Here is a 23,227-nt window from a genome sequence, read left to right on the forward strand (position 1 = left end):
CGGCGCCGGGGCGGGCGCCTCGGGCACCGGGAACATGCCGACCGTGGGCGTCATCACACAGAGCGCGCCCGGGTAGTCGATGGTGCCCCACATGGACGCGAGGACGGTGCCGGGACCGCTGTCCACGGTCCGGGACAGCGACGGGGTGCCGAACTCGGTCAGGTCGTCGAGAATGTCGAGACCGCTGCGCCCGTTGTTGATATTGATCCAGGCGACCACGAGGCCGGAGGCCTGCGGGATACCGGGGTGACCGGGGGTGGCGTGGAAGGTCAGTGTGCCGGGGGTACCGGCGATGTTGGCACTGGGGCCGTTGGCGGTGCCGGCCGCGATGATGGTCGTGATCGGGCCGTTGCTGCCGCAGCCGAAGGTGGGCGCCGCGTAGACGAAGGGGGTGTACAGGCCGATGGTGCTGATGTGGTTGGCGGCGACGTGGTCGGCATAGCGGTGCAGCGCGTCCACACCGGCGTGGGTCTCCGGTTTGTCGGCGGTCTGCTCGGTGAGCGCCTGTATCGCCGCTTCGGCCGGGGTGGGCGCGGGGGCGGCGGCCGCCGGTGTGAAGGCGAGCGCTGCGCTGATACCGAGGGCGGCTGCCGTGGCCGCGGTGCGCGCGACAATTTTGTTGTGCACTGCTGACTCCCTACATCCGATCGGGGCGACGGTGCCGGATCCGGCCGGCGACCCCCCGCCCACCGCAGCAAAGTACCAGGCCCGTTAGGTTGCCGCCCGGTCACACTCCGCTCTCGTCCGCGGCGATCGGCCCTGCGCTTCCACCACATGTGATGCACTCGACACGGCAGGATCGAGGAGGGGTGTAAATTCTATGCGGGACAATCGAGACATATTTGGAGATGTGTATGAAATTAACTCTGTCTCCCGACGAGGTCGCCTTCCGTGACGAGCTGCGGAAGATCTACACCACCGCGATCCCGGCCGAGATCCGGGAACGCGTGAAATACGGTCACGAACTGTCCCGCGAGGACGTCGTGACCTCCCACCGGATCCTCAACGAGCACGGTCTGGCCGTACCGAACTGGCCGGTCGAATGGGGCGGCAAGGACTGGACCCCGATGCAGCGGCATCTGTGGCAGGACGAGATGCAACTCGCCAGCGTGCCGGACCCGCTGACCTTCAACGCCACCATGGTCGGCCCGGTCATCGCGCAGTTCGGCTCCGAGGAACTCAAGAAACGTTTCCTGCCGGCCACCGCCAATCTCGACATCTGGTGGTGCCAGGGCTTCTCCGAACCCGACGCCGGTTCGGACCTGGCCTCGCTGCGCACCACCGCCGTGCGCGACGGTGACTCCTACATCGTCAACGGCCAGAAGATCTGGACCACCCTCGCCCAGTGGGCGGACTGGATCTTCTGCCTGGTCCGCACCGACCCGAACGCCCCGAAGAAACAGGCCGGGATCTCCTTCCTGCTCTTCGACGTGAAATCACCCGGCGTGACCATCCGGCCGATCAAGCTCATCGACGGCGGCTACGAGGTCAACGAGGTCTTCTTCGAGAACGTGCGCGTTCCGGCCCATCAGTTGGTCGGCGAGGAGAACATGGGCTGGACCTACGCCAAGTTCCTGCTCGGCAACGAGCGCACCGGCATCACCGCGGTCGCCCGTACCAAGGTGCGGATCGGCGTGGCCAAGGAATACGCGGCCGCCACCAGATCGGGTTCCGGAACCCTGCTGGAAGACCCGCTGTTCGCGGCGCGTATCGCCGAACTGGAGAACGAACTGCTCGCGCTGGAACTGACCCAGTTGCGGGTGGTGTCGAACTCGACCGAGGGCAAACCCAACCCCGCGTCATCGGTGCTGAAGATGCGCGGTTCGGAATTGCAGCAGGCCGCCACCGAGCTGGTGCTCGATATCGCCGGCCCCGACGCGCTGCCGGTACACGCCGCGGATATCGCCTCGCCGGACTGGGCGCAGCGCTCGGGCCCGAGCTATCTCAACTACCGCAAGACAACCATCTACGGAGGTTCCAGCGAGGTGCAGCGCACCATCATCGCCTCCTCGATCCTCGGATTGTGAGGTCAGGTAATGGATTTCGATCTCACCGATGAACAGGTCCTACTCCGCGACACGGTGCGCGACCTGCTGAATCGCCATTACAACCCGAAATCCCGGCTGGAGGCCGTCGGCACCGACCTCGGCTGGAGCCGTCAGGTCTGGAATCAGCTGGCCGAACTGGGCGTGCTGGGGCTGAGCTTCGCCGAGAAGGACGGCGGTATGGAAGCGGGCCCGGTGGAGACCATGCTCGTGCTCGAGGAGATCGGGCGGCGGCTGGCGCCGGAACCGCTGCTCGACGCGGTCCTGGTCCCGGGCGGGCTGATCAGCGCGGTCGGCACCCCCGACCAGCGTCAGCGCATCCTGCCGGAGGTCGCCGCCGGGTCGAAACTGCTGGCCTTCGCGCACGGTGAACCCGGTACCCGCTGGCCCGATCACGCGATCGCCACCGCGGCCACCGCGCAGGGCGAGGGTTACACGCTCAGCGGCACCAAGAACCCGGTACCGCACGGCGACTGCGCCGACGAGCTGGTGGTCAGCGCCACCCTGCCCGACGGCGGTCTGGGCCTGTTCCTGGTCGCCGCCGACGCCACCGGGGTGACCCGTACCCCCTACGCGACGGTCGACGGCCTGCGCGGTGCCCAGATCGTTCTCGACGGCGCCGCCGCCGAACTGCTCGGTGCCGGCGGCGACGCCACGAGCGCCGTGGATGAGGTAATCATCCGGGCCCAGGCCGGGTTGTGCGCGGAATCGATCGGGGCGATGGAGGAGGCGCTGCGGCTGACCACCGACTATCTGAAGACCCGTAAACAGTTCGGTGTCACACTGTCGAAGTTCCAGACGCTCACCCAGCGCGCCGCGAACATGTATGTCTCGCTCGAGCTGGCCCGCAGTATGAGCTACTACCTCACCGCGTCGCTGGTCGACGACGCCGGGAACGCGGTCATCGCGTCCCGGGCCCGGCTGCAGATCAGCCGGTCGGCGAAGCATATCGGCCAGGAATCGATCCAGATGCACGGCGGTATCGGCGTCACGTCCGAATACCCGGTGAGCCACTACGTGGCCCGGCTCACCGCCATCGAGCGGACTCTCGGTAGCTCGCTGGAGCATTTGCGGGTGCTGACCGCGCAGGTCGCCGACTACGCTCAGCCGGAGCTGTAACCCGGCCCACCCGGCCCCGGACGCCCGGTACCGCTTACCGGGCGTCCGGCCGGAGCAGGTCGGTCACCTCGGTGTCGTCGAGCTGGTGGAAATCGCGGTAGGCCCCGCCCACCCCGGCCAGCGCCGTCGGCGCCTGCGGGCACACCACCTCGTCGGCTTCGGCCCGGATACGGTCGAGCGCCTCGGGCGCCGATACCGGCACCGCGACCACGATCCGCCGCGGCTGCCGGGCCCGGGCCACCCGGCAGGCCACGACCACGGTCGCCCCCGTGGCCACCCCGTCATCGACGATCACCACGGTCCGGTCCCGCAGCGGGATCGGCGGGACGTCACCGCGCCAGACGAGGCGGCGACGGTCCAGTTCGGCACGCTCGTCCGCCTCGATCGCGTCGAGCCGCGCCCGGTCCAGCCCGGTCTGGCGCAGCACATCGGCATTGAGCACACGCGCACCCTCCTCGCCGATCGCGCCCGCCGCGAGTTCCGGCTGCCAGGGCACGCCGAGTTTGCGGACCAGCAGGATGTCGAGGTCACCGCCGATGATGTCGCGGACCGCCGCCGCCACCGGGACCCCGCCGCGGGGCAGTCCGAGCACCAGCGGGTGCTCCGCACGCAGGTGCGTCAGTTCGCTTCCCAGTGCGCGCCCGGCGGTGAGACGGTCGGCGTAGAGCATTACCTTTCGACGCTACTCGCTTCCGCGGCGGTGACCACGAATCTGCGCAGCGCAAGGCTCGGATTGGTGCGCCGGACCCGGTCCACCAGGCCGGAGTCCAGTTCCGCGACGGCGACCCCGGGCGCGTCGGCCAGTTCGGCCAGCACCCGGCCCGCGGGATCGACGATCATCGAGGCGCCGGCCCCGCGCGGCCCACACTGGTCGGCCCCGGCCAGGTACACGGTGTTCTCGATGGCCCGGGCGCGGAGCAGCGTGGTCCACTGGTCGACCTTGCCCGGGCCGGGGATCCACTGCGCGGGCAGCAGCAGGACCTGCGCACCCGCGACGGCCAGCCGCCGGAACCCCTCCGGGAACCGGAGATCGAAACAGGTCTGCAGACCGAAGGTGAGACCGTCGGCGGTGAACAGGGCCGGTTCGTCCACCGGTCCGGGCGCCACCACCTCCGATTCCCGCTGCCCGAACGCGTCGTAGAGATGGACCTTGCGGTAGTGCGTGCGCAGCGCCCCGTCGGGGCCGAGCACGACCAGGGTGTTGTGGATCCGGTCGTCACCGGGCGGGGCCGTTTCCACCATCCCGGCGACCAGATGCACCCCGGTTTCGGCGGCCAGTTCGGCCAAGGCGGTGACGTAGGGACCGTCGAGCGGTTGGGCGGCGGCCAAGGCCCGCTCGTCGAGCCGGCCGAGCGCGAACATCGAGTACTCGGGAGCCACCACGATCCGGGCGCCCTGCGCGGCCGCGTCCCGCACCCGCGCGGTGAGTGCGGCGAGATTGGCATCGATATCGGTATGCGGTGCGAACTGCACGACCGCGAGAACCGTCGCGCCGGCGCGCGGAGGGTCGGGGAGCTCGTTGGGGGCGGCGTTCATGTTCACACCGTATGGGCCGGTGGGCCGGACAACCAGGCCGTACCAGTAAACTCCTGGTCAATGAGCACCAATGAGGGCGACGACAGCCTGGGCGAGCAGCCGGGCGAGACCGAACCCGAAACCGCCGGACCGTCCTTCGCAGATCTCGGTATCGATGACCGCATCCTTTCGGCCATCGCCGATGTCGGCTACGAATCGCCCTCGCCTATCCAGGCCGCGACCATCCCGCCGCTGCTGGAGGGCACGGATGTGGTCGGTCTGGCGCAGACCGGTACCGGTAAGACGGCGGCCTTCGCCATCCCCATCCTGATGGGGCTGTTGCAGGAGCAGCCCGCCGGCAAACAGCCGGCCGCGCTGGTGCTCGCGCCCACCCGGGAGCTGGCGATCCAGGTCGCCGAGGCGTTCGGCCGCTACGCGACGCATATGCCGGGCACCCATGTGCTGCCGATCTACGGCGGCCAGAGTTACGGCGTGCAGCTGTCCGGGCTCCGGCGCGGCGCCCAAGTCGTGGTGGGGACGCCGGGCCGGGTGATCGATCACCTGGAAAAGGGCACCCTGGACCTGTCGAAGCTGCGCTACCTGGTGCTCGACGAGGCCGACGAGATGCTGAAGATGGGGTTCCAGGAGGATGTGGAACGCATCCTCGCCGACACCCCGGCCGAGAAGCAGGTGGCGCTGTTCTCCGCCACCATGCCCGCCGCCATCCGCAAGATCTCCAAGCAGTACCTGCACGAGCCGGTCGAGATCACGGTCAAGGCGAAGACCAGCACCGCCACCAATATCACCCAGCGCTGGGTACTGGTGTCGCATCAGCGCAAACTCGACGCGCTCACCCGGATCCTCGAGGTGGAGTCCTTCGAGGCCATGATCATTTTCGTGCGCACCAAACAGGCCACCGAGGAACTGGCCGAGAAACTGCGCGCCCGCGGTTTCTCCGCCGCGGCCATCAACGGCGATATCGCCCAGGCCCAGCGGGAGCGGACCATCGGCCAGCTGAAGGCCGGCACCCTCGACATCCTGGTCGCCACCGATGTCGCCGCCCGCGGCCTCGACGTGGACCGGATCTCGCACGTGGTGAACTACGACATCCCGCACGACACCGAGTCCTATGTGCACCGCATCGGCCGGACCGGTCGGGCGGGCCGCAGCGGTGAGGCTCTGCTGTTCGTCGCCCCGCGCGAACGCCATCTGCTCAAATCCATCGAGCGCGCCACCCGGCATCCGCTGACCGAGATGCAGCTGCCCAGCGTCGACGATGTGAACGCCCAGCGGGTCGCGAAGTTCGGCGACGCCATCACCGAGAATCTCAGCTCGGACAATCTCGCCCTGTTCCGCAAGCTCATCGAGGACTACGAGCAGGAGCACAACACCCCGCTGGCCGATATCGCGGCCGCCCTGGCGGTGGCGGCCCACGACGGTGAGAGCTTCTTCCTGGAACCCGAACCGGAACCGGTGGAACGGCCGCGCCGCGAACGGGCACCGCGCCGGTTCGAGGAGGGTGGTTTCGAAGAGCGTCGCGGTCCGTCCCGGCATCGCGCGACCGACGCGGAACTGGCCACCTACCGCATCAGCGTGGGTAAACGGCACCGGGTGGTGCCCGGCGCGATCGTGGGCGCCATCGCCAACGAGGGCGGTCTGCGGCGCAGCGATTTCGGGCATATCAGTATCCGGCCGGACCACAGCCTGGTGGAGCTGCCCGCCCAGCTGCCGCCGGAAACGCTGGAGGCATTGCGCAGCACCCGCATCAGCGGAGTGCTGATCCAGCTGCAGCTCGATCAGGGTCCGCCCGGGCATCGCTCCATCGGCCGCGGTCCGCGCCGCGACGGACCGAAACGCCAAGATCGCCGGAAACCGCGTTCCTGAGGCCACGGCCCGTTCCACCAGGTCGCACCCGGTGGTTACAGTGGGCCCGTCCGGCCCGCGCGCGAGCGCCGGCCGGTGTGGCACTGGGCGCAGGAGGGCCGTAGTTGTTCGTCGTCGGTGATCGGGTGGTATATGCCGCCACGGATCTGGTCCGCGCCGCACGCTGCGAATTCGCACTGCTGCGCGCCCTCGACGCCGAACTGGGCACCGTAGGCACGCCACCCGGCGCCGACAGCATGCGCGCGACAGCGGATCTCGCCGGCGACGTCCACGAAACCACGCCATTCGACCGGGTAATCGGCGATATCCGGCAGCGGTACGCGGGCGCACTGATCGAGATCCCCCGCTCCGGAGCTTCTCCCGATCCGCTCGGGGCACTGTCCACCGCGCACACCGAAACCCTGGCCGCCGTCGGCGCCGGCGCACCGGCGGCGCTGAACCCGCTCGTCTTCGACGGGGAGGTGTTCGCGCCCATCGACCTGCTGACCCGCACCGCCGCCGGTACCCGCCTGCACGGCGTCGATACGGATGGCTCGGGACCGGTCGCCACGGCATTGCGGCTCACCGTCGCCGCCGCCCTGTTCGAGCAGCGGTCGGTGCGGGTCGACCCGCTGTTGTCGGTCTACTCGGAAGGCGAAATCCACCCTGTCGCGTTCTCCGACACCCGGCCGGTGTATCTGGCCCGGCGGCAACGGGTCACCGAGATCCTGGCCGAGCACTCCAGCGAGCTGCTGCCGGTGCAGTGGGGCGATCCGCGCTTCCGCGCCTGCCACCGCTGCGCCGTCTGTCGCGCCGCTCGCGCCGAGGCCCGGGACCTGCTGCTGGTCGCCGGGATGGATCTGCCCACCCGGGCGGCGCTGCGCGCGGCCGGGGTCACGACCCTGGATCGGCTCACCACCCGCGCCGTCACCGCGCCGGAGATCCCCCCGCGCCTACTGAGCCGGTTGCGCGCCCAGGCCGTGGTCCAGCTGCGCCAAGAGCGTTCCGGCCGGGGCGAATACGTCACCGCCGACCCGTCCGCCCTGGATATGCTGCCCGCCGCCACCCCCGGCGACCTCGCACTCCACGTGGACGAAGCGGCCCCCGGCCGGTTACGGATCGAGATCGCCGCCCGCGACACCGTCCGCCTGACCCGCGAGATCCCGCTCGAATCCCCCGGCGGCGCGCCGAACTCCGAGCGGCGGCGCGAACTGCGGGCCACCGGGCGCCGTGCCTTCACCGATATCCTCGCCGCACTCACCGAACCCCTGCTGGCCGATCCCGATCTGCACATCTACCACTACACCGCAGCCGCCCGCACCTTCCTGTTGCACACCGGCGCCCGGCTCGGCTTCGGTGAGGAAACCGTGGATGTGCTCCTGCGGGCGGGCACCCTGGTGGACCTTTACCCGATATTCCGGGGTGCTTTCGTCGCCGGATCGCAGACCTACGCGTTACCCGCCGTCGCGGCGGTACTCGACGCCACCTCGTCCTCCGGCGCCCCTACCGTGCTGCGGCTGGCGGACCGGTTGCGCGAGCAGGCGGGCGAACCACCGGCCGGGTCACCGTCCGAGCCCGTCCCGGCGCTGGACCGCCTGCTGCGCGAGACGCCCGCCGCGCAACCCTCACCCACCGAGGCCGCGCTGGCCGAATTCGCGGCCCGCGGCCACGATCCGGCCCCGGCGGATCCGCACCGGGTCGCCGCGCTGACCGCCGCGCTGCTCGGCTATCACCGCCGGGAACAGCAGACCGCCTGGTGGGCGCATATCGACCGGTTGACCCATCCGCCCGCCGACTGGGCCGCCGAACCCGGGGTCATGGTGGCCGATTCGGCCGCGGTGGATACGAAATGGCATATCGGCCCCGGTGACACGGTGCGTCGTTTTCTCCGGCTCACCGGGCGGCTGGTGGGTCCGGGTCTCGCCCCGGGCACCACGGTCTGCGTGGTCTACGAACCCGCCGGACGCGCGCCGCGGGCCGTCCGCACCTACGGGACCGCCACCGTCCTCGGCTCGGCGGTGGATACCGATTTCGCCGATACCGTACGCCTGGAGGAGAACCTGGCGCCCGGCGCCGACCCGCACGACGAACTACCGGTCGCGCTGGCTCCGGCGCTGCCGGAGCCCCCGCTCGCCGCGGTGGACGCCATGGAGGATATCGGCCGGCACCTGCTCGTCTCGCTGCCCGCGATCCCCGCGACCGCCCTGTTCGACCTGCTGACCGGCCGCCCGCCCCGGCTCGGCACCACGGCCGCGGAATCCGCCGGGCCGCAACTACCGCCCGCCGGGGACGATCCGCGCGCCGCCATCACCGCGGCGCTGCGCGACCTGGACCGCTCGTATCTCGCTGTGCAGGCACCCACCGGAACCGGCCGGACCGCCGTACTGGCCGATGTGCTGGCCGCGCTGGTCACCGAGGACAACTGGCGGATAGGTGTCGTCGCGCCGACCGCCGCGCCGGTCGAAAACATTCTCGACGCGGTGGTGCGCGCCGGCGTGCTGCCAGAACTGGTCGCCAAGAGCGAGTCGGTGGCCGTGGCTCCCGAATGGCTGATCCTCGAAGCCGACCGCTACCCCCGGTTCCTGGCGAACGCGATCCGCGGCTGCGTCGTGGGCGGCACGCCCGCCGATTTCACCGACCCCCTGCGGATCCCGCGTGATTCGCTGGATCTGCTGGTGATCGCCGACGCGAACGCTTTCCCGCTGGCGGCCACGGCCGCGGTCTCGGTGAGTGCCCGCAACCTGCTGCTCACCGGCGATCCGGCCGCCCGATACGACCCCGACCCGGGGCCGCATCCGGAACCGGTGCACACGCCGGCCCTCACCTGGCCGAGTTCCGGTCACGTGACGCTGCCCGCCACCCACGGGTACTTCCTGGGCCGGACCCGGCGCCTGCACCCGCGGCTGAGCGAGGCCCTGTCGCCGCTGTACTTCGAGGACCGCCTGCGGGCGTATCCGCCGCCCGCCGAGCCGTTCGCCGATGCCGTCGCACCCGGAATCGTCACGGTGCCGGTGGATCATCACGGCAACGGCACGGCCTCCGACGCCGAAGCCCGTGAGGTCCTGCACCAGATCCGGGACCTGCTGGGACAGCGATGGGACGACGGCACCGGACCCCGGCTCCTGCAACCGCATGACATCGTCGTGGTATCTCCGTATCGCGCCCAGGTGGGCCGGATCCGGAGCCTGCTGGCCCGGGCGCGGTACGAAGAGGTGCTGGTGGGCACCCCGGATCTGCTTCGCGGGCGGGAGGCGGCGGTGGTTCTGCTCTCCCTGGCGGCGTCGAGTCCCGAAGATTCGCCGGTTCCCGTCGGCGCGCTGCTCTCGCCCGCACTGGTGCACGACTCGGTGGGCCGGGCGCGCCGGCGAGCCGTGATCGTCCGCTCCCCATTGCTCACCGAATTTCTCCCGGAGACCTTGGCGGAATTGGCGAATATTTCCCGATTCCTCCGGCTGGACGAGCATTAGGTATTCGCGAACCGTTTCATCCTGCTGGGACAGTCGGCACCGTTTCCGAAACGATCCGGAAAACACGAAATTACCGACGCAATAATGCCTTCCCGCCGAATCGCATTCGACTGCCGCTCATCCGAAACATTTTCCTTCGCCGCGATATGTCGGTACCGCCGCGCGCGAGCCGTCCCCGTCCACCAGATACAACCGGTCGAACCGTTCGCACAGCTCACCGGCCTTGGCGTGCCGGAACCACACCCGGTCCCCGATCGCGAGATCCGCGGCTCCGGCCAGCGGCGTCTGCACCTCGCCCGCCCCTTCGGTACCGAGTAGCCGTAATCCCTTCGGCCACACCGGTGCGGGCACGCGCGTTGCCCCGGCCGGCCCGGAGGCGATATATCCCCCGGCGAATACCGTGACCATTCCGGACGCGGGGCGGCGTAGTACCGGTAACGCGAAATACAGTGCGGGCCTTGGCCGGAACGACCGATATCCGTCGAACAGGGTCGGTACGTACAGACCCGAGCCCGCGGTGATCTCGGTGACACCCGTTGCGGCGGCAGACAATTCGATCGAGCCGGTACCGCCGCTGTTGACGATCTCGAGCGGACCGGTCACCGCCCGCACCGCGTCCAGCACCGCGCCCCGACGCCGGCCGATCTCCCGGGCGGAGGCCTTCTTCACCAGGCGCACCGGCAGCGAGGTGTCCGGCAGCCCGGCGATCTGCGCCTCGTAGGTCATCAGACCCACCACTCGGAACCCGCGTCCGATGGCCGTCTCGGCCAGTTCGGCGGCCTGCTCCGGAGTCCGGATCGGCGAGCGGCGTACCCCGAGGTGCACTGGCCCGATTCGCAGCGAGGCGTCCACGTCCAGGCACACACGGGGATGCACGGTCGTGCTGCCGACCGCGGCACGGACGAGGTCCAGCTGCGCCACATCGTCGATCATCAGCGTGATCGCCTCGAGCAGGACCGGGTCGCCGCCGAGTTCGGCCAGCGCCGCGCGATCGGCACTCGGGTACCCGAGCAGCACATCACGCGCACCCTTCCGGACGAGCCAGATCGCCTCGGCGAGCGAATACGACATGAGTCCCGCGAAGCCGCCCGCGGCGGTCAGGCCGGCGCCGAGCACTTCCTCCAGGACCGCGCGACAGCGCACCGATTTACTGGCCACCCGGATGGGCCGGCCCGCGGCCCGGCGCACCAGGTCGGCGGCATTGGCCCGCAGGACAGCGAGGTCCACCGCGGCCAGGGGCGGATCGAGATCCGCAGTCGCTGCGTGCAGTGGGGCAATCGGCGAGGTCGCGCTCACCCGCACCACTCAACCACCGTACTGGTCGAACGTCCAGCTTTATCGGGACGAGTTGTTCCCGGCGTCGATGGCCCGGGTGACCAGATTGGAGACCAGATCGTCGAAAGCGACCAGGACGACCTCGTCGTCGCAATCGGCCAGCCATCGCAGCACCGACCCCTGGACCACCATGATCACGTAGGCCGCCACCGATTCGACCGGCTCGATCCAGCGGGTACCCGATCGGGCGGCACACAGCTCCAGCCATTCGATCACATCGCGCTGCTGGGCACGCTGCCGTTCGGAGATCACCGGGTCGGGCACGTAGTCCGCGGTCGAGTCCCAGTGCCGGCACAGGGACTCGACGGTCTTGGAGTAGGCGTGGATCTGCTGCACCGGCGTCGACTTGACCAGCGGCCAGTAGGCGCTCACACCCGCGTGCAGCAATACCCGCAACGCCCGTAATCCGGTGATATCCATAACCGCGTCTGCATGATCGACCGCTTCACGCACGGCCGACCGGATCCGGACCTCCGCTATTTCTCCACGTACGCCCAACGCAAGCTCCCTCGGCAAAACAACTCGCACACTCCGGACCGAAAACTCGGCACCGAAGTGGCCGGCCGGATCGGTAGGCATAGGTCGGGAAGTTGCAGCCTGGCCAATCCGTCTTCTCGATATTAGAAGGTTTTCGGGGTTTGAGAACAGTTCTAACGGGAAACCCATACCCGAAGACTGTTTTCACGGCCACTCAGGGACCGATACCGCATACCCGAAACCCGGTACGTGTGCGTCCGGTCCACCTTGGACCGACCCCCGGAGACGTACCCGTACCGCCACAGCGCCTCATGGCAGAGACCATCGGCAAGTCTACGACCGAGCCTTGGTGATCTTCGCGGTCTGTGCGGCATCACACAACGCGCACCGTCGGGCGCCGGTTAGCCTGAGGCGGTGACAAGCTCTCCCCTCGCCGGGCATCTCCGGATCAGCGGCACATTCAACTTTCGAGATCTCGGCGGACTGCGGGTCAGCGGCGGCGGGACGACACGGCCCGGAGTCCTGCTCCGTTCGGCTCAGCTCAGCCGGCTTGACGACGCCGGCCACGCCACCCTTCGCGAACTGGGCGTGGGCGCCGTCCACGATCTGCGCGGCCACCGGGAGATCGAACGCGCCGGCGCCGACCGGCTGCCGCCGGAGATCACGCTGAGCATCACCCCCTACGACGACGGCACGGTCACCGCGCCGCCGCACGAGGCGGGCGCCGGCCGCCAGGACGCGCCGGGCGCCGCACTGGCCTACATGATGGATGTGTACCGCAACTTCCCGGCCCGACCCGAGGCACACGCCGCCATCACCGCCCTGGCCGAGGCGATCGTCGCCGACCGCGGAGCCGTCCTGGTGCACTGCGCCGCCGGCAAAGACCGCACCGGCTGGACCATCGCCACGCTGCTGCGCGCGGTCGGGGTCGCCGAGTCCGAGATCCTCGGCGACTACCTGCTGAGCAATCAGGCGGTCACCGAACTGCGCACCTCGCTGAAGGACGAGTTCGGCGCGGACCTGCCCCAGGCCGTTCTCGAGGTCCGGGAGGAGTACCTGCGCGCGGGCCTGGAATCCGGTATCGAACTGCACGGCGACTTCGAGGCCTATCTGACCGCCGTGGGACTCACTCCTGACCTGCGCGACCGGCTGCGGGAGCGACTCGTCGGCTGACCCTCACGCGCTGCGCCGGACCAGACCGTCGCTGCCGATGCGCACATGGTCGCCGGTGTGGAACCAACTGCCGGTGAAGCGGTCCGCGGTGCGCTGTGGATCGTTCCAGTAGCGCCTGGTCACGTTGGGGCCGCGGCACAGCAACTCGCCGCGCCCCGACGCCGCCTCCGGTCCGCACAGCGCCAGCTCGGTACCGCCGAACGGGAAGCCGAGCACGGTGCCGTCGGCACCGGAAGCCTGTCCGGCGGTCGGTCCCAGGGCGAGCCCGATCCCACTGGTCTCGGTCGCGCCCCACACCGACCACTGCCGGGCGGAGGGGAAGACCGCACCGAGATCACCGACGGGCCCGGGCTGCCCGGCGTCGGCGTGACGACCGGCCGTGCTGATCCGGACCACCCGATCGGTACACAATCCGCCGGCCCGGCCCGCGGCCAGCTCCGGCAGCAGACCGCCGAGAACCCGGGTGCTGGCGGCGACCGTATCCACACCTTCGTCGGCGATCGCCGCCGCCACCGCACCGGCGCCCTGAGCCAGGACCACCGTGCCGCCCACCGCGAAGGTGGGCAGCAGCTGATCGACACAGCCGCTGGCGTGGGCCAGCGGCTGTAATACGAGGTTGCGCATACCGTCGGTGGGCAGATCGAGAGCGGCGACCATCGACCGGATCGCGGAGAGCAGATTCTCGTTGGTCAATTCCACCCCGGTCACCACCGCGCCGGCCCCCGCCCCGCTGGTGTAGCAGAGCAGCGCCAGATCGCCGAGCGCCGCGCCGTCGTCGATGAACGCGGCACCGTCGGGCAGATCGGAGGACCGGCGGCTGTCGCTGCGGGTGGCGCCGCACCCCCGATCGGGCGCGCCCAGGACGAAATCGGCATCGCTGTCGGCGATCACCTTGTCGGCCGCCTCGCGTGGCAGCCCGTGATGGACCAGCACCGGAACCGCCCCGCTGAGCAGCGCTCCGAGGAACGCCTGCACCCAGCGCACGCCCGGCGGCATATGCACCGCGACCCGGTCCCCGTAGCCGATCCCGTGCTCCTGCAGGCCACCGGCGACCCGGGAGGCCGAATGCCACAGCTCCCGGTAGGTGAGCCGGCCGCCGCCGATCTCGACGACGGCCTCGCGCTGGGAGAACGCGTGCACCTGGAGATCCAGGAGTTCGGTCAGGGCGGGGCTGAGATTGCCGTAGCGCAGGATGCCGTCCGCGCCCCGGGACAGCGGGGCCGTGGCGCCGGCGTCGACGATATGGAACTCCACCAGGTCCGGCCGGGGGCCGGGCGGGCCGCCGGACTGCTGCGCCGGGACGGAGGGGCCGGACGCGGGCCCGATGATCGTGGTCGTACCGCCTTGCATCGGACCTCCGCACAGTCGAACAGTCTGGCACCTGTGACTATATGACGCAGGTCACAGATTCGGGTGCGGAGTCGGCGAATCGCCCGGATCGACGACGAAATCGTCATCCGGCGCGTCAGCGTCCCCGGTAGGTCGCCTTCCCGGGGCCCTCTTCCAGGAAGCTGCGCACCGCACGCGGGAGGTCCGCGGTGTCGAACAGGTCACCGGAGACCTGCGGTGTCACCGAATCCGCGTGCGCCACCCCGCCCGACCGCCACGCTTCGACGATCCGTTTGGTGGCGGCATGCGCGCGGGTGGGCCCCTCGGCCAGCCGGTGGGCCAGCGCGATCGCCGCGGTGTCGAGATCCTCGTGGATCCGGTTCACCACACCCCAGTCGCGCATGGTCTGCGCGTCGTACAGATCACCGGTCATCACCAGTTCCCGGGCCCGGCCCGAACCGGCCCGTTCGGCCAGCCGCTGCGGACCGCCCATCGACGGCGTCAACCCGACCACGATCTCCACCAGCCCGAACTTCGCCTTCGGCGTCGCCAGGATCAGATCGCAGGCCAGCGCGATCTCGAACGCCGCAGTGAGGGTCAGCCCGTGCGCAGCGAACAGCACCGGGCACGGCAGCGCCTCGATCGGGTGGCTGATCCGGGCGAACAGGTCCTGCCACAGCTGGGCGCCCTGCGCGGCGGTGAGGCCGTCGAACGTGTGCACATCCACTCCACCCGAGACCACTTTGCCCTCGGCCCGGATCAGCAGCGCGCGCGGCGGCCGCGCCGAGAGGTCCGCGATATCGGCGACCAGCGCGTCGAACATGGCCTGATCGAACAGGTTCAACGGCGGGCTCGCCAACGTCAAGGTGGCGACTTCGGCACCGCCCGCGGTGACCGTACGTTCCAGCCGAGTGGGTTTGCTTGCGCTCATGCCGTCAGCTTATGGGTCCGCCCTGCGAGACTGGTGGCATGACCGATTCGGAAACCGCACAGGGCACCTACGTCGAACCGGGCGAATTCAAACGCGACACCAACTACATCACCACCCGGATCACCGCCGACGGCCGCGACGGCTACCCGGTCGAACCGGGCCGGTACCGGCTGATCGCCGCCCGCGCCTGCCCGTGGGCCAACCGCACGCTCATCGCGCGCCGGCTGCTCGGTCTGGAATCGGCGATCTCACTGGGCCTGTGCGGCCCCACCCACGACAAACTCAGCTGGACCTTCGACCTGGACCCCGGCGGCGTGGACCCGGTCCTGGGAATTCCGCGCCTGCGCGACGCCTACCTGGCCCGCTTCCCCGACTATCCGCGCGGCATCACGGTCCCGGCGATCGTCGACGTACCGACCGGCCAGGTCGTCACCAACGACTACGCCCAGATCACCCTCGACTTCTCCCTCGAATGGACCGAATTCCACCGCGAGGGAGCACCGCAGCTCTATCCGGAAGCGCTGCGCGCCGAGATCGACGAGGTGAACGCGCGCGTGTTCCGTGAAGTGAACAACGGCGTGTACCGCTGCGGTTTCGCGGGCGCCCAGGACGCCTACGACGCCGCCTACGACCGCCTCTTCACCGCCCTGGACTGGCTGTCCGACCGGCTGACCGGGCAGCGCTACCTGGTCGGCGACACCATCACCGAAGCAGATATCCGCCTGTTCACCACTTTGGCCCGCTTCGACCCCGTCTACCACGGCCACTTCAAATGCAACCGCAGCAAACTGAGCGAGATGCCCGTCCTGTGGGCCTACGCCCGAGACCTGTTCCAAACCCCCGGCTTCGGCGACACCATCGACTTCACCCAGATCAAGGACCACTACTACAAAGTCCATACCGACATAAACCCCACCAGGATCGTCCCCAAGGGCCCGAACCTCTCCAACTGGCTCACCCCCCACGGCCGCGAATCCCTCGGCGGCCGGCCCTTCGGCGACGGGGCGCCCCCGCCGCCTCCGGTCCCGGGCGAGGTGGTTCCGGAGGAGCACGGGGCCGGGTAGCCGGGGCTGACTCGGCCGTCGTCCGGCCTGGCGTCCGATCGCGTTCACGAACAGGAGCCGCCCTCTCGGCGCCGAGTTCGGCGAGGCCCTGAAAGGGTCGGGGCCCGTCCCGCCGGAGGCGGGGCAAATAAACACCGCGTCGGAACCGGGGAACCGGGTAATCCGTTAGCAGTCAGAGCGAACGTACGGCCTCCGTGCCCTACAGTGCACAGAGGCCGAAGAGGAGGGATGACGCCGTGCGTAACGGGGCATTGGAAAAGGCCGTGGTCGAGGCGCTGGACCACGGTTCCCGGCTACAAGCACCCGCCGTCGCCAAGTATGTCGCGCGCTTGCGGCGCGCACATCCCGACGAGTCGCCCGCGCAGCTCGTCGAGCGGCTGGAACGCCAGTATCTGCTGGCGGTGACCGGCAGCGGTAGCGCCGTGGGGGCGTCGGCCGCGATTCCCGGGGTGGGGACCATCGCCGCGTTGGCGGCGGTGAGCGCGGAGACGACGTTCTTCATGGAGGCGTCCGCGTTGTTCACGCTGGCGGTGGCCTCGGTGCACGGGGTGCGGCCGGAGAACACCGAGCAGCGGCGGGCGCTGGTGCTCGCGGTGGTGCTCGGGGACAGCGGGATGGAGATCGTCCAGAAGAGTGTCGGTACCTCGGCCAAGAACTGGGGCACCGTATTCGCGAACAAGATCCCGGGTCTGTCCGGGATGAACGATTCGCTGCTCAAGCGGTTCATCGTCCGTTTCATCACCAAACGTGCCGCGTTGATGGCGGGCAAGGTGGTGCCCGCCGGGATCGGTGCGGTGATCGGCGGGGTCGGTAACCGGGCGCTGGGCAAGGCGACCGTGAACAACGCGCGCAAGGCGTTCGGTCCGGCGCCGGCGTATTTCCCCGACGAGATGGTGATCGACGCGCAGGTGCCGTCCACGCTGGAGCAGCCGAAGAAATCGCTGCCGCAGGGTGATCCGAGCGAGCTGCCGCGCGACGAGGTCGCGGTGCGTCAGCGCGGGACCCAGCCTCCGGCCGGGCCTCGGTGACGCCCTCGGTGCTCCCGGCGATCACGGTCCGGGGTCTGACCAAGCGGTACGAGGATTTCGCCATGGGCGCCCAGGACATCTCCTTCGATGTCGCGGTGGGTACCTGCGCGGCGCTGGTGGGCCCGCCCGGTTCCGGGAAGTCGACGGTGGCCGGGATCCTGCTGGGTCTGCTCCCGCCCACGGCCGGGTCGGCGACGGTGATCGGTGGTCGCGGTAGTGCCGCGGTGGGTGCCGTGCTCGCGCCACGCGGTCTGCATCCGCGTCGCACGGTCCGCGATCATCTGCGTGTCTATGCCGCCGCGGCCGGCTGCCCGGACCGCCGGGTGCGCACCGTGCTGGAGCTCACCGGTCTCACCGAACGTGCCCGCGCCGTCCCCGACGAGCTGACTCCCGGAGAGGAGACCCGCGCGGCCCTGGCGACGGCCCTGCTGCCGGATCCGCGGCTATTGGTGCTCGACGATCCCGCCGCCGGTATGCAGCTGGGTGAGCTGTCCTGGTTGCAGGGCTTCCTGCGCGATCACACGCGGCGCGGCGGCACCGTGCTGTTCACCACGCCGAGCCTGGTGACGGCGCTGCCGATCGCGGACCATCTGGTGGTGCTGAGCGGCGGGTCGGTGGTCTATCAGGGCAGCCCGGCCCGGCTGCGGCGCCGTAACCCGGACCGTCTGGTGGTGGCGTCCTCGTCGTCCATCGCTGTCGCGACCGCCCTGGCCGCCCGCGGTTTCACCGACGCGGTGATCCGCCCCGACGACCAATTGGCCGTGGCGGAGGCGACCGAGGACGATATCGTAACCGCCGCCCGCGCCGCCGGTGTCCGGCTGGACCGTATAGTCGCCGACCGGATCCATCCCGACCGGGTGCTGGCCTCGCTGACCCATGCGGCCGCGCCGCAGCCGGTCGGCCCCGGTATGCCGCCGCCCACTCCTCTGCCGTACGGGGTTGCCCGATGATCGACGTCGTACCCGCGGACCTGATTCCGCCGGTTCTGTCCGAGTACCGCAAAGCGGTGACCCTGCGCTATCCCCGGGTGCTGGCCGGGGCGCTGGTCGCCCTCGCGATCGTGGCCGCTTCGGTGACCGCGATCATGGCCGGGCCGCAGGACCCGGACAGCGATCCGGTCACCGGTGCCGCGACCATCGGGCTGTATCTCGCGCTGTTCGCGGTCGTCGTGGCGGCGGGGGTTTTCGGGGCCGCGGGCGCGGCGGGCGAACACCAGCACAACACGCTGGTGATCACCGCGCTGTTCACGGTGGACCGGGATCGGCTGGCCGGGTCGAAATATCTGGTGACCGCGGCCGCCGCGTTCGTGGCCGCGCTGGCGGTCGAGGTCGTGGCGGTGGTCTGCCTGCTGCTGTTCGGGCGTGGCAAATTCGAGATCACGGCCGCGTTGTTCGCGGTGCTCGGGGGCGGTCTGCTCGCCGCGGTGTGCTGGGCGGTGATCGGCACCGGGCTCGGGCTGCTGCTGCGCTCGCCGGCGTTGGCGGTCGGCACGGTGCTGGTCTGGGTTCTGCTCGCCGAGCCGCTGCTGTGGGTGGTAACCGCCGGGATCGGGCTACCGGGCGCGGCGACACTGCTGCCCGGCTCCGCGACACTGAGCACCGTGCTGGTCGGCTCGTTCACCGACAGTGATCTGCTGGCCCCCGCGCCGGCCGCGATCGTGGTGCTGCTGCTGTGGGCCCTCGGGGTCGGCGCGGCCGGTTGGTGGGCGCTGCGCCGGGCCGAGCTGTGATCCGCTGAGCCCGCCCCGGCGGACCGCCGGGAACAAGACCTTGTCACCGGGCGTCGTTATGGTCGATGACAGGTCGAGGTGAAGGGGGGCTCATGGGTAGCGGCGCGCGGCCGGGATGGCTTCGCAGGCTGTGGTCGGAGTGCCGACGGTACGGGCGCACGCTGGCCGGTATCGCCGTAGCACTCGTGGCCGGCGCGGCAGCCGAGATCATCGCACCGCTGCTCACCAAATGGGCCGTGGATTCGGCGACCGGCGGCGCCACCCGGGTGATCGGTATCGTCGCCGGGTTGCTGGCCCTGCTGGCGGTGGGCCGGTTCGCCGCGTCCTTCGGCCGGCGGATGCTGGCCGGCAAGCTGTCCCTCGACGTCCAGCACGGGCTGCGGGTGCAGCTGCTCGGATCGTTGCAGCGGCTCGACGGCGCGGGCCAGGACGCGCTGCGCACCGGGCAGGTGGTTTCCCGCTCGATCACCGATCTGCAGCTGGTGCAGTCGCTGCTGGCGATGGCCCCGCTCTCGGGTATGTCGTTTCTGCAATTCGTGCTGGCCGGCGCGGTCATGCTGTGGCTGTCCCCGCCGCTGGCGGCGGTGGCATTGCTGATGGTGCCACTGGTGATCGTGGTGGTGTACCGGATGCGGCCGCGGCTGCACGCCGCGACCTGGTCGGCCCAGCAGCGGGCCGCCGAACTCGCCCAGCACGTGGAGGAGACGGTCACCGGGGTCCGGGTGGTGAAGGGGTTCGGCCAGGAAGCCCGCATGGTCGATGTGCTCGAACAGCACGGCCGCAGGTTGTTCGCCGAGCGGATGCGCGCGGCTCGGATCAACGCCCGCTTCTCCCCCACGCTGGCGGCCATCCCGCAGGCGGGCCTGGTGGTGGTGATCGCCGTGGGCGGCTGGCTCGCGTTGCACGACCGCATCGGTCTCGGCACCTTCCTCGCGTTCAGCGCCTACGTCACCACCATGACCACCACCGCCCGCACCATGGCCTCGGTGATCATCATGGCCCAGCTCACCCGGGCCGCGGCCGAACGGGTGTATCAGGTGATCGACGCGGGTCCGGCGGTGGCCGATCCACCGCGGCCGGTGCCGGTGCCGGAGGGCCCGCTGGGTATTGAACTGGACGGGGTGAGCTTCGGCTTCGATCCCGGGCAACCTGTCCTGCGTGACCTGGACCTGCGGGTCCGGCCGGGCGAGACGGTGGCGATAATCGGTCCGGCGGGGTCGGGCAAGACCACGCTGTCGCTACTGTTGCCCCGCTTCTACGCCCCCGATGCGGGTCGGATCCGGCTGTTCGGCACGGGTAGCGCCGAGCCGGTGGACATCGCCGAGGTGTCCGCGGCGCAATTGCGGGCCGCGGTGGGTGTGGTCTTCGACGATCCGTTCCTGTTCAGTTCCAGCGTGGCCGCCAATATCGCCCTGGGCAGGCCCGACGCCACGCCCGAGGAGATCCGGGCCGCCGCCCGGCAGGCCGCCGCCGACGAGTTCGTCGAACAGCTCCCGGACGGCTACGACACCGTCGTCGGGGAACGTGGGCTCACGCTCTCCGGTGGTCAGCGGCAGCGCATCGCACTGGCCCGCGCATTGCTGGCGCGCCCGCGCATCCTGGTGCTCGACGACGCCACCTCCGCGGTCGACGCGGTGACCGAGGCCGCCATCTTCGGCGCATTGCCCGATCAGGGCGCCCGCACCACCATCATCCTGGCCCATCGCGAGTCGACCCTCGCCCATGCCGACCGGGTGATCCGTTTGCCGGAACCGGACACGGTGCCGGTCGCCGGCCCGGTTCACCAGCCCGAACGGCTGCCCCCGGCCGCGTCTGCCGACCGCTTCGGCCCCACACCCGACCTCAGCGCGACACCCGAGTTGCGCCGCGCCATCGACGCGCTGCCCCCCGCCACCGAGCGGCCGGGTCTGGACGAGTCCCGGTTACGGGAGCCGGATCCGGGGTTCCGGCTGGGCCGGCTGCTGTGGCCGGTGCGGACCCTGGTGCTGGCCTCGGTGGTCCTGCTGGCACTCGACGCACTGATCGGCATCGGTTTCCCGCCGCTGGTCCGGCATGCGATCGACGCCGGTGTCTCCGGCGACCGGCCGAGCGCTCTCACCTGGTCGGCGGTCCTCGGTACCGGGCTGGTGCTGGCGGGCTGGCTGGTGGCCGCCGCGACCACCCTGTTCACCTCGCGCACCGGCGAACGGGTGCTGTACGGACTGCGGGTCCGCAGTTACGCCCATCTGCAGCGGCTCGGTCTGGACTACTACGAACGCGAACTGTCCGGCCGGATCATGACCCGGATGACCACCGATGTGGACGCCCTGTCCACCTTCCTGCAGACCGGGGTGTCCACCGCGCTGGTGAGCGTGCTGTCGCTGGCCGGGATCGCGGTCGCCCTGCTGGTGATCGATCTGCGGCTCGCCCTGGTGGTACTACTCGGGGTGCTCCCGCCGCTGATCATCGCCACCGCGGTGTTCCGGCGGGTCGCCTCGGTGGCCTACACCGTCTCGCGGGAACGGGTCTCCACGGTCAATGCGGATTTCCAGGAGAACATCGCGGGGCTGCGGGCGGTCCAGGCCAACCGGCACGAACGACTCGCGGCGCACCGGTTCGCCGAATACTCCACCAGGTATCGGCGCAGCCGGATGCGCGCCCAGCGGGCGATCGCGTTGTACTTCGCGTTCGTGGCGGCATGGACCGATCTGGCACTGGCCCTCGTGGTGTTCACCGGTGCGCACGCGGTGGCCGCCGGTACCACGAGCACCGGCACCCTGGTCGCCTTCGTGCTGTATCTGGAACTGCTGTTCGGTCCGGTCCAGCAGTTGTCGCAGGTCTTCGACGGTTACCAGCAGGCGCGCGTGGGTCTGCGCCGTATCGGTGAGCTGCTGCGCACCCCGTCCTCGATCGGCGCCGATCCGCCCGGCGCCGACCCGATCACCGCGGGTCTGCGCGGCGATCTCGCCCTCGACGCGGTGCGTTTCCGCTACCCGGGCACCGAGCGTTTCGCGCTCGACGATGTGGACCTGGCGGTGGCGCCGGGCGAATCGCTGGCTCTGGTGGGTGCCACCGGCGCCGGGAAGTCCACCATTGTCAAACTGCTCGCCCGCCTCTACGACCTCTCGGCCACCGATACCGGGGTCATCCGGGTGGACGGCGTCGATATCCGCGACTACCGGCTGGACCGCTACCGTGCCCGGCTCGGGATGGTCCCCCAGGAAGCTCACCTGTTCACCGGCGATATCGCGAGCAACATTGCATTCGGGAAACCTTCCGCGACCGAGGCGGAGATCGAGGCGGCCGCTCGCGCGGTCGGCGCGCGGGAGATGATCGCCGGTCTGCCCGGCGGATTCGGGCGGCCGGTGGGTGAGCGCGGTCGCGGGCTCTCGGCCGGGCAGCGGCAGCTCATCGCCCTGGCCCGCGCCCAACTGGTGGACCCCGATCTGTTGCTGCTCGACGAGGCGACCGCCACCCTCGACCCCGATACCGAGGAAAAAGTGCTGGCCGCGACCGGATCGCTGGCCCGTCACCGCACGACCGTGGTGGTCGCGCACCGGCTGGCAACGGCCGCGCGGGCCGACCGGATCGCCGTGGTGGAGCAGGGCCGGATCGTGGAAGTGGGCACTCATGCCGAGCTCGTCGCGGCCGGTGGGCACTATGCCCGCCTCTGGACAGCGGCCGGCAGCGGCGAAGGAATATTCTCGGTCGAGGACGAGTCGTCAACAATGAGGTCGGGATTGTCCGGTGGTCGGTGACCGAGTGGATGTGCGCGGGGGCATATCCTCGTCTGCAGGGCGTATCGGTAACCATCCACCGAGGCCCGGTGCCGGGCACGTCACAAACGTCGCAGCGCGAAGAACGAAATGAGGCGAACACCTGCTGTGAGCAGCTCAAAATCCCAGTTCGGTCAGAACCAGTGGCTGGTCGACGAGATGTATCAGAAGTTCAAACAGGATCCATCCTCGGTCGACGCCAGCTGGCACGAGTTCCTCGCCGACTACACCCCCGAGATCTCCGGTGATTCCGGCAACACCCAGTCCGTGCCGGCGGCGGCGACCCCGGCCTCGGCGGTGAAATCCGCCCCTGCCGCCGTACCCGCCGAAAATTCTTCGGTCCGGACCCGGGCCACCGCCCCGACCGCTCCGGCCACCACCTCCGCTCCGGCCGCCG

General features: G+C 70.1%; 18 protein-coding genes. 11 read left to right on the forward strand and 7 right to left on the reverse strand.

Annotated elements, in window-relative coordinates:
- The coding region (locus tag ON38_RS19735) for a hypothetical protein (protein ID WP_051164988.1) at nt 1–627 on the reverse strand (627 nt) is incomplete at its 3' end.
- A 227-nt stretch (nt 628–854) separates the two neighbouring features.
- On the opposite strand from ON38_RS19735, the gene ON38_RS19740 reads away from it, so the two are divergent.
- Together ON38_RS19740 and ON38_RS19745 are read left to right on the forward strand one after the other, a co-directional pair.
- Nucleotides 855–2,027 (forward strand): acyl-CoA dehydrogenase family protein, encoded by a 1,173-nt coding sequence (locus ON38_RS19740; RefSeq protein WP_039826377.1) that lies wholly within the window; start codon nt 855–857, stop codon nt 2,025–2,027.
- 9 nt (nt 2,028–2,036) lie between these two features.
- A complete protein-coding gene (locus ON38_RS19745; protein ID WP_039826364.1) occupies nt 2,037–3,164 on the forward strand; it encodes an acyl-CoA dehydrogenase family protein in 1,128 nt (375 codons plus the stop codon).
- 34 nt (nt 3,165–3,198) lie between these two features.
- On the opposite strand, the gene ON38_RS19750 is transcribed toward ON38_RS19745, so the two are convergent.
- Both ON38_RS19750 and ON38_RS19755 read right to left on the reverse strand, forming a co-directional pair.
- Nucleotides 3,199–3,834 carry a phosphoribosyltransferase gene (locus tag ON38_RS19750; RefSeq protein ID WP_039826365.1) on the reverse strand — a complete coding sequence of 212 codons (636 nt, stop codon included), beginning with the start codon at nt 3,832–3,834 and terminating at the stop codon, nt 3,199–3,201.
- A complete protein-coding gene (locus ON38_RS19755) occupies nt 3,834–4,700 on the reverse strand; it encodes a carbon-nitrogen hydrolase family protein (protein WP_051164986.1) in 867 nt (288 codons plus the stop codon). The genes ON38_RS19750 and ON38_RS19755 overlap by 1 nt, the downstream gene beginning before the upstream one ends.
- Before the next feature lie 60 nt (nt 4,701–4,760).
- On the opposite strand from ON38_RS19755, the gene ON38_RS19760 reads away from it, so the two are divergent.
- Complete coding sequence (locus ON38_RS19760) at nt 4,761–6,563, forward strand: DEAD/DEAH box helicase (RefSeq protein ID WP_039826366.1); 1,803 nt, start codon at nt 4,761–4,763, stop codon at nt 6,561–6,563.
- Nucleotides 6,564–6,667: 104 nt separating this feature from the next.
- Nucleotides 6,668–10,009: an AAA domain-containing protein gene (locus tag ON38_RS19765; RefSeq protein WP_039826367.1), complete on the forward strand. Its 3,342-nt coding sequence runs from the start codon at nt 6,668–6,670 to the stop codon at nt 10,007–10,009.
- 117 nt (nt 10,010–10,126) lie between these two features.
- On the opposite strand, the gene ON38_RS19770 is transcribed toward ON38_RS19765, so the two are convergent.
- Together ON38_RS19770 and ON38_RS19775 are read right to left on the reverse strand one after the other, a co-directional pair.
- Entirely contained in the window at nt 10,127–11,305 is a 1,179-nt protein-coding gene (locus ON38_RS19770; protein ID WP_039826379.1) for an amino acid deaminase/aldolase, read from the reverse strand.
- Between the two features lie 39 nt (nt 11,306–11,344).
- The gene (locus ON38_RS19775; protein ID WP_245564117.1) at nt 11,345–11,764 is read right to left on the reverse strand and encodes a TetR family transcriptional regulator; all 420 of its coding nucleotides are present in this window, start codon (nt 11,762–11,764) and stop codon (nt 11,345–11,347) included.
- Nucleotides 11,765–12,235: 471 nt separating this feature from the next.
- Here ON38_RS19775 and ON38_RS19780 point away from each other — a divergent pair, with 471 nt between their 5' ends.
- Nucleotides 12,236–12,994 (forward strand): tyrosine-protein phosphatase, encoded by a 759-nt coding sequence (locus ON38_RS19780; protein WP_039826369.1) that lies wholly within the window; start codon nt 12,236–12,238, stop codon nt 12,992–12,994.
- A gap of 3 nt (nt 12,995–12,997) precedes the next feature.
- Here ON38_RS19780 and ON38_RS19785 read toward each other — a convergent pair whose 3' ends face one another.
- Nucleotides 12,998–14,344, reverse strand: a complete 1,347-nt coding sequence (locus ON38_RS19785) for a class I adenylate-forming enzyme family protein (protein ID WP_083872859.1) — start codon at nt 14,342–14,344, stop codon at nt 12,998–13,000.
- 115 nt (nt 14,345–14,459) lie between these two features.
- The gene (locus tag ON38_RS19790; RefSeq protein ID WP_039826370.1) at nt 14,460–15,254 is read right to left on the reverse strand and encodes an enoyl-CoA hydratase/isomerase family protein; all 795 of its coding nucleotides are present in this window, start codon (nt 15,252–15,254) and stop codon (nt 14,460–14,462) included.
- A 38-nt stretch (nt 15,255–15,292) separates the two neighbouring features.
- Here ON38_RS19790 and ON38_RS19795 point away from each other — a divergent pair, with 38 nt between their 5' ends.
- The 6 genes from ON38_RS19795 to ON38_RS19820 all read left to right on the forward strand — a co-directional run.
- On the forward strand, nt 15,293–16,318 hold the full coding sequence (locus tag ON38_RS19795; RefSeq protein ID WP_039826371.1) for a glutathione S-transferase family protein: 1,026 nt from the start codon (nt 15,293–15,295) through the stop codon (nt 16,316–16,318).
- Nucleotides 16,319–16,569: 251 nt separating this feature from the next.
- Nucleotides 16,570–17,346 (forward strand): hypothetical protein, encoded by a 777-nt coding sequence (locus ON38_RS19800; RefSeq protein ID WP_039826372.1) that lies wholly within the window; start codon nt 16,570–16,572, stop codon nt 17,344–17,346.
- The gene (locus tag ON38_RS19805) at nt 17,343–18,296 is read left to right on the forward strand and encodes an ATP-binding cassette domain-containing protein (RefSeq protein ID WP_039826373.1); all 954 of its coding nucleotides are present in this window, start codon (nt 17,343–17,345) and stop codon (nt 18,294–18,296) included. Before ON38_RS19800 ends, ON38_RS19805 begins: the two co-directional genes overlap by 4 nt.
- Complete coding sequence (locus tag ON38_RS19810) at nt 18,293–19,075, forward strand: ABC transporter permease (protein ID WP_039826374.1); 783 nt, start codon at nt 18,293–18,295, stop codon at nt 19,073–19,075. The genes ON38_RS19805 and ON38_RS19810 overlap by 4 nt, the downstream gene beginning before the upstream one ends.
- A 92-nt stretch (nt 19,076–19,167) precedes the next feature.
- A complete protein-coding gene (locus tag ON38_RS19815) occupies nt 19,168–22,812 on the forward strand; it encodes an ABC transporter ATP-binding protein (protein WP_051164987.1) in 3,645 nt (1,214 codons plus the stop codon).
- 126 nt (nt 22,813–22,938) lie between these two features.
- Nucleotides 22,939–23,227, forward strand: a 289-nt coding sequence (locus ON38_RS19820) for a 2-oxoglutarate dehydrogenase E1 subunit family protein (protein WP_039826375.1), incomplete at its 3' end; no start/stop codon positions are given.

Source organism: Nocardia testacea NBRC 100365 (assembly GCF_000308775.1).
Lineage (GTDB): Bacteria > Actinomycetota > Actinomycetes > Mycobacteriales > Mycobacteriaceae > Nocardia > Nocardia testacea.